At 49.5% G+C, this 7,804-nt stretch carries 7 protein-coding genes; 2 read left to right on the top strand and 5 right to left on the bottom strand.

The genetic code is table 11. The annotated features are described in order from the left end of the window. Positions 1-555 precede the first annotated feature (555 nt). The 5 genes from L9P87_RS11875 to L9P87_RS11855 form a co-directional block, all read right to left on the bottom strand. On the bottom strand, positions 556-1,830 hold the full coding sequence (locus L9P87_RS11875) for an aspartate aminotransferase type Ic (RefSeq protein ID WP_237444960.1): 1,275 nt from the start codon (positions 1,828-1,830) through the stop codon (positions 556-558). 234 nt (positions 1,831-2,064) lie between these two features. Beyond that, entirely contained in the window at positions 2,065-3,834 is a 1,770-nt protein-coding gene (aspS, locus tag L9P87_RS11870) for an aspartate--tRNA ligase (RefSeq protein ID WP_237444959.1), read from the bottom strand. 84 nt (positions 3,835-3,918) lie between these two features. Next, positions 3,919-4,140, bottom strand: coding sequence for an FmdB family zinc ribbon protein (locus L9P87_RS11865; protein ID WP_237444958.1), 222 nt, complete (start codon positions 4,138-4,140; stop codon positions 3,919-3,921). A gap of 206 nt (positions 4,141-4,346) precedes the next feature. Further along, positions 4,347-4,757: an HU family DNA-binding protein gene (locus tag L9P87_RS11860; RefSeq protein WP_237444957.1), complete on the bottom strand. Its 411-nt coding sequence runs from the start codon at positions 4,755-4,757 to the stop codon at positions 4,347-4,349. A gap of 220 nt (positions 4,758-4,977) precedes the next feature. Next, positions 4,978-5,412 (bottom strand): HIT domain-containing protein, encoded by a 435-nt coding sequence (locus L9P87_RS11855; protein ID WP_237444956.1) that lies wholly within the window; start codon positions 5,410-5,412, stop codon positions 4,978-4,980. A gap of 86 nt (positions 5,413-5,498) precedes the next feature. Between L9P87_RS11855 and L9P87_RS11850 the strand changes: the two genes are divergently transcribed. Together L9P87_RS11850 and L9P87_RS11845 are read left to right on the top strand one after the other, a co-directional pair. Continuing rightward, positions 5,499-7,223: a proline--tRNA ligase gene (locus tag L9P87_RS11850; RefSeq protein ID WP_237444955.1), complete on the top strand. Its 1,725-nt coding sequence runs from the start codon at positions 5,499-5,501 to the stop codon at positions 7,221-7,223. Then, positions 7,223-7,798 carry a lytic transglycosylase domain-containing protein gene (locus L9P87_RS11845; RefSeq protein WP_237444954.1) on the top strand — a complete coding sequence of 192 codons (576 nt, stop codon included), beginning with the start codon at positions 7,223-7,225 and terminating at the stop codon, positions 7,796-7,798. The genes L9P87_RS11850 and L9P87_RS11845 overlap by 1 nt, the downstream gene beginning before the upstream one ends. Positions 7,799-7,804 lie beyond the last annotated feature (6 nt).

The raw sequence follows: 7,804 nt of genomic DNA, 5'->3' as shown, positions 1-7,804 counted from the left end.
CATGATGTATGTGTAGATCCCTGCTGCATCTGACTATCTTTTTGGAGACAATCACTCAGCAAGCACCCACACGAATTACTTGATCAATTTGTTAAAAAGCATGTTAGCCGCTGGGACTTAACATCTTATCGACAGAGCGTGTTGCTCAATGTCGGGCTGCGTATTCTAATGATTCGCAGCGATGTGTCAACGTTTTATTTCATTTTATTGGTAAGAAGTTTTGATTTAAAACCGCTTAAAAACAAGGTGTGAAATAAAGGTCTTCACGGTGTCGCCTGAGGCGCTTTAAAAGCTGTCTCGGTGACGACGGATGCGAACTATACGGACGAGCCCTGAATCACGCAAGGGCTTTTTGAGAGAAAAGTAAAAAAACTACAGCCACGGCAAAAGTCGCTCAAAAAAGCAGCAAAAACAAGCTAAAAAGCCGTCGCAGATAGGGGATTACCCGTAGCCCACACCCTACAAGCCTCGATACAGACCCAAACCAAACACCGGCCGCCAAATCTCAGACATAAAAAAACCGGCTGACGCCGGTTTTTATTTCTAACAACAGGCCTAAGCCGAAAGAAGCTTTCTCACCGAGGCCAACTTAACACAGGTAACAAAAATACCCATCGCCTGATCGATATCCTCAATAGCAGGATAGGTTGGTGCGATACGGATATTGGTATCGAGCGGGTCATCACCATAGGGGTATGTCGCCCCTGCCGGCGTTAGCTTCACGCCAGCCTTCGCTGCCATGGCCACGACCTCTTTCGCCAGGCCTGGCATACTATCGAAGGAGACAAAGTAGCCGCCCTCCGGCTTAAGCCATGTTGCAATACCCGCAGCAGCCAAGCCTTCGGATAAATGCTTCTCAACAATATCAAAGCGCGGTTTCAAAATGACGGCATGCTTTGCCATATGCCGCTTAAAGCCCTCTGCATCTTTCAACAAATCAATGTGTCGCTGCTGATTGACCTTATCAGGACCAATACTCGATATCGCCAAGTGCTTCTTAAATGCCGACAAAGCTGGCGATGCCGCCGCTAAAAAAGCTACGCCCGCACCCGCAAAAGTCACCTTCGATGTTGAACCAAAGAGCAGTATATTATCCTCTGTCCCTGCATCCTTGGCGCAATCGGTGATGCTGGTCAACTCCTCCGCATTATCATTCAAAACGTGAACGGCATAGGCATTATCCCAGAACACCTTGAAACCTTTGCCTGCAATTTTACCGAGTGCAGCAATACGGCCAACCACTTCCGCCGAGTAAACACAGCCAGTCGGATTTGAGAAGCGAGGCACGCACCAAATACCCTTGATCATTGGGTCGGCCTTAATCAGTGCCTCGACCTCATCCATCAACGGGCCATTCTCGTTCATGGCCACTGGAATCATTGCAATACCGAGTTCTTCACAGATAGAGAAGTGACGATCATACCCCGGCACTGGACAAAGAAACTTAACCTCGCCCTCCTCCTTGTTCCAAGCCTCCGCCCCCAGACCAAAGTGCTGAGCAAACATGACGCTCTGGTACATCAAAGTGAGGCTTGAGTTACCAGCAATGGCGATAGACGACGCGTCTAGACCAAAGGTGTCAGCAAACAGCTGCTTCATTTCAGGCAGGCCATCAAGGCCACCGTAATTACGTAAGTCTGTGCCATCGGCAGCGAAATAATTGCCCGATAAAATGCCGTCTAAATTATTCGATAAAGCAACCTGCTCAGTCGAGGGCTTACCTCGAGTAAGGTCTAGGTTCAAACCTGCTGCTTGATAAGTATCGTATTGCTGCGACAACTCAGCTTCAAAAGCTTGCAACTGCTCGCGGGAGGCGCTTTGAAGGTTCAAGATAATATCCTCAGAATATAATTAACACGGGGGCAATTTCGCTCAAATGAGCGCGGCACAGTATACCTAGAATATTAACCTCCGGCATTAAATAATTGGAGCATAAACCAATGTTATGAATAGCGACAAAAAAGCCTGCAGCGATTACTCACTGCAGGCTTGATCGAACAACACGACACACACTCGAACGACAACCACTCTGTCATTGGAGAATTCACTATGACCCGGTGCCGCTTACTCCGACTTTGGCTCGTCTAAGCGCAACTTAATACTGAGCTCACGCAATTGCTGACTCGCCACCTCGCCCGGCGCCTTAGTCATAACACAACCGGCACTCTGGGTTTTAGGGAAGGCAATAACATCACGAATTGAATCGCTACCCGTCAGCAACATCACAATCCGGTCGAGACCAAAGGCCAAGCCGCCGTGCGGTGGCGCGCCATACTGCAGCGCATCCAGCAAGAAGCCGAACTTCTCGGCTGCCTCTTCATCACTGATACCCAAGACTTTAAATACGGTCTTCTGCATTTCTTGGTCGTGAATACGAATAGAACCACCACCAAGCTCACAGCCATTCAAGACCATATCATAAGCAATGGAGAGCGCCTCACCAGGGTTGGCCAGCAATTCTTCTGGCGAACAAGCTGGCGCAGTGAACGGATGATGCAGCGAAGTCCAGCCGGCATCAGTTTCTTCAAACATAGGGAAATCGACAACCCACAAAGGCGCCCAATCCGTGGTGTATAAATCAAGATCCGCACCAATTTTGCAGCGCAGAGCTCCCAAGGCCTCATTAACAATCTTCGCCTTGTCCGCACCAAAGAAGATAATATCCCCATCGGCAACCTCCAGCCGCTCCATCAACTGCAGCACAATTTCCTCGGGCATAAATTTAATAATAGGCGACTGCAGGCCTTCAATGCCTTTGGACAACTCATTGACCTTAATCCAAGCCAAGCCTTTTGCACCGTAAATGCTGACATACTTGGTATAAGCATCAATCACTTTACGTGAGATTGACGCACCACCTGGCACACGCAAAGCAGCAACACGCCCCTTAGGATCGCAGGCAGGACCGTTGAAAACTTTAAAATCGACCTGCTGCATCAAATCGTTGACATCGACTAGCTCTAGCGGAATACGAAGATCCGGCTTATCAGAACCGAAACGATCCATGGCCTCGGCGAAAGGCATACGTGGGATGTTACCGAGATCAACATCGAGCACCTTCTTGAACAGATCGACAATCATGCCCTCGGTTAACGTCATAATGCTCTCTTGGTCAACAAAAGAGGCTTCAATATCTATTTGAGTAAATTCTGGCTGACGATCAGCACGCAGATCTTCATCACGGAAACACTTGGCGATTTGATAGTAGCGATCAAAACCGGCCACCATTAACAACTGCTTAAACAGTTGAGGCGACTGCGGCAGAGCGAAGAACTTACCGGCGTGTGTACGACTGGGCACCAGATAGTCGCGCGCACCCTCTGGGGTTGCGCGGGTCAGAATAGGCGTCTCAATATCCAGGAAGCCATTGTCATCTAAGTAGCCACGCATGGCCGAGGTGATTTTCGAGCGCAGACGCATCTTCTGCTGCATCTCATCACGACGAAGATCAACATAGCGATACTTTAGCCGAACATCTTCACCGACATTTTTGTCCTCTAGCGGGAACGGTGGTGTCGCAGCAGCATTAAGAATCTCGAGCTCTTTACCCAACACCTCGATCTCGCCGGTCTTCATGGCCGGGTTAACAGTACCCTCAAAGCGAGCACGTACTCGGCCGGTAACCTTAATAACATATTCACTACGCACCTTGTTGGCTCGCTCAAAATGCTCTTGGGTATCGGGATCAAATACGACCTGCACTATCCCTTCGCGGTCACGCAAATCCAAGAAAATAACGCCACCATGGTCACGTCGACGATCGACCCAACCGCACAATGTTACTGTTTCGTCGATGTGTTCTGAGCGAACATCGCCACAATAATGGCTACGCATATCAATCTTCCTGTTTTAAGCCGCTTTAATTAGCGTGTATAACATTTCGTGCAGCGATTAAGCTGCTTGTTTCGTTAGCGAGAATTATTCGCTATTCGCACTACCGGCAAGATTCTTCTTGTTGCCGGATTTAAAATCCGTCTCATACCAGCCATCACCTTTAAGACGGAAACCACTGGCAGAAATTTTCTTTTGCAAAGCCTCGCCATCACAGGACGGACATGCAATCAATGGCGCGTCACTCATCTTTTGGATAGCCTCAAGTGTATGCTCGCAGGCAGAACACTGATATTCATAAATAGGCATAACAACACCCTAAATCAATCGCATTATATTGTCAGACACGCCAAAACAACGCCGCCGACGAGAAAAACGCTGGATTATACCTGAATGTGGGGCAGGGAATAAATACACGACAGTGAAAAAACGAAACAGCGGGGGAGCGGACAGTACAATATAATCAGATAGGCTGCGGCGAAAAAGCCACAGCCATCTCATAAAAGCTTTGCTAACTAGTTGTTAGCGAACTCTTTTAGCTTCTTCAGCGGACGAACTTTAACAGCGACGGAGGCAGGCTTGGCGGCAAATTCAGTCTCTTCACCAGTAAACGGGTTAATGCCTTTGCGCTTCTTCTTCGCTGGCTTCTTAACCGTGACTATCTTCATCAGACCCGGAACGGTGAATTCACCGATAGAGCGCTTCTTAGTCGAGCGCTCTATAAGAACGTCAAGTTCTTCAAAGACTGCGGCAACCTGCTTCTTGGTAAGCTCGGTATTCTCCGCAATCTCGGTAAAGATTTGCGCCTTAGTCATCTTATCCTTAAGCGCAGTCATCTTGCGCTTAGGGGCTGCCGCAACAGCTTTCTTAGGGGCAGCTTTCTTGGGTGCAGCTTTCTTCTTGGGTGCAGCTTTTTTTTGTGCCATGTTAGACGAAATCCTATTTTATTATGAGGTAAGAATTAACTGCCTCAAAGGCTAGCCATCCTCGACATTGAGATACGATCCTTTATCAGCCTTAAAAATTTGAGCTACGCAAGCCTCTTGTTTTAAAGACTATATAAACGATATATATCATAAAACCCTTTATTTCAAGCGCTTTTTCAATCTAACAAGTTTTTTCTGTGTTAAAACGGCTATTTGCCCTCTAAGCGGGCACAAAGCCCGGCAATTGATGCAATTCAATCAATTTCAAAGCAAACGCCTCCGCATCCTCTTGCGTCAACGCAATTGCAGGACTAGCCCCCCAAACAGGACCCGGCCATGCCGCGTCCATCGTATAACGCGCAATGTGGTGAATGTGTAGTTGCGGCACCATGTTACCCAGCGCGGCAATATTGATTTTATCTGCCGAGTAGCTATCACTGAGCCACTGAGCGAATATGCTGGACTCCCGCGTTAAGCGCTGTTGATCATCTACCTCTAAGTGAAAAATCTCTTGAACATCGGCTCGTCGAGGCACCAAAATAAACCAGGGGTACTGACGATCGTTCATTAATAACACTCGGCAAAGAGGAAAATCACCTAAATGAATACAATCTCGCGCCAATTCATTGGCTAATTTGAACGGTTTTTGCTCCATACCTTACTCTCGCTCTATACGTCGGCAATAATGACAAGTAAAATTGATTATACTATCCATTTTGCACCACTCGAGTAGATGAATCCATGCGCGCAAGCAAAACTCTGATCGCCACCGTTAAAGAAACCCCTGCCGATGCAGAGGTAATCAGCCACCAACTACTCATTCGAGCCGGTCTGGTGCGTAAACTTGCCTCCGGCCTATACACCTGGTTACCGGCTGGGCTAAAAGTGCTTCGCAATGTCGAAAAGATTGTGCGCGAAGAAATGGACGCCAGCGACGCCCAGGAATTATTGATGCCGGTTGTACAACCCGCTGAGCTTTGGCAGGAGACAGGGCGTTGGCAGAAATACGGCAATGAGCTATGCCGCTTAAAGGATCGCCACCAACGGGATTTTTGTCTAGGCCCAACCCATGAAGAAGTCATCACCGATCTGATTCGCAACGAGCTCAGCAGCTATAAACAGCTGCCTGCTAATTTTTACCAGATCCAAACCAAGTTTCGCGACGAGGTTCGCCCGCGCTTCGGGCTGATGCGTGGCCGCGAATTCACCATGAAAGATGCCTATTCTTTCCATGCTGACGATGACTGTCTCAAGGCGACCTACCAGCGAATGTTTGACACCTATACACGCATTTTTGAGCGCCTCGGCCTGGACTTCCGTGCCGTCATAGCCGATACCGGCTCTATCGGCGGCGATGCCTCACACGAGTTTCACGTGCTTGCAGACTCCGGCGAAGACGATATCGCCTTCAGCGACAGCAGTGACTATGCCGCCAACGTCGAAATGGCAGAGGCTCTGCCCCCCGCCGGCGAACGCGCCGCGGCCGGTCAAACCATGGAAGAAGTGGCAACACCTAACTGCAAGAGCGTCAGTGACGTTGCCTCACTGCTGAACATCGAAGAAGCAACCGTACTAAAAACACTGATTGTACTCGGTGAAGCTGATGAAGCAGGCAAGCAGCCACTTGTAGCCCTCGTACTGCGTGGCGATCACCAGCTAAACGAAATCAAAGCCGAGAAACTTGCCGGCGTTGGCACCCCTCTTACCATGGCCGACGACGAGCAAATCAAAGCCGCTATCGGCTGCTCACCGGGCTCTATCGGCCCTGTCGCCCTGCCGATGACGACTATTATTGATCGCAGCGCAGCACACGCCAGTGATTTTGTCTGTGGTGCCAACAAAGATGGCTACCACCTTCAAGGTGTCAACTGGCAACGTGATGCTGAACTTGCCGATATTGCCGACCTTCGTGATGTCGTTGCCGGCGACCCCAGCCCCTGTGGCAATGGTACCCTCAGTATCAAACGCGGTATCGAAGTCGGACACATATTCCAACTCGGCACCACATATTCCGAGGCGATGAACGCCACTGTTCTGGACCAGAACGGCAAGCAGGTCACCATGACGATGGGCTGTTACGGCATCGGGGTTTCTCGTATTGTTGCCGCTGCCATCGAGCAAAACTACGACGACAAAGGCATTATTTGGCCACTGCAATTAGCCCCATACCAGGTGGCGATTATCGGTCTTAACAACCACAAGTCAGAAGCCGTCAGTGAGGCCTGCGAAGGACTGTATCAGCGCCTCCGCAACCAGGGCGTTGAGGTTATATACGACGATCGTAAAGAACGCCCCGGCATTAAATTTGCCGACATGGAGTTGATGGGTATTCCGCATCGCGTGGTAATCGGTGATCGAGGCCTGAAAGAAAGCATGGTCGAATACAAGGGCCGCCGCGACAGCGACAGCCAAGACATCATCCTCGACCAGATTTTTGATACCGTCATCGAGAAACTCGCACAGTAATGCGCTTAGCCAGTTTACTGCTTACTCTGTCACTGTTTAGCGCTGCGATATGCTTCGCCGAAAACAGTGATCAGGAGCATCAGGCGCTGGCCGACTATCTGCAACAGTCTTTACATAATGCCGACAGCTTCGAAGATCAATACGATGCACAGGTATGGCTAATGACCATGCAGAAACCCCTCGGTCGATATATTGAATCGCCCGAGGAGCGGCTCGAATTGCTTAAAATGATTCATAGTGAAGCCACCCGCGCTGACGTACCACCCGATTTAGTGCTCGCTCTGATTGAGATAGAAAGCCACTTCAAGCGCTTTGCCATATCTCGTGTGGGCGCTCAGGGGATGATGCAGGTGATGCCGTTTTGGAAAAACGAGATTGGCCGGCCAGAAGACAACCTCACCGACGTTGCAACCAATCTTCGCTATGGCTGCACTATCTTAAAGTTTTATATCGATAGAGAAAAAGGCAGGCTCGCGCCAGCCCTCGCCCGTTATAATGGCTCATACGGCAGGAGGGTATACAGCGACAAGGTGCTTCGGATTTGGGACAAACACTGGTATGGACCGCCATTTTAACACCTG

Origin of the sequence: Sinobacterium norvegicum (assembly GCF_923077115.1) — a bacterium.
GTDB classification, from domain to species: Bacteria; Pseudomonadota; Gammaproteobacteria; order Pseudomonadales; family Sinobacteriaceae; genus Sinobacterium; species Sinobacterium norvegicum.
This window is presented reverse-complemented; position numbering and strand designations above follow the sequence as displayed.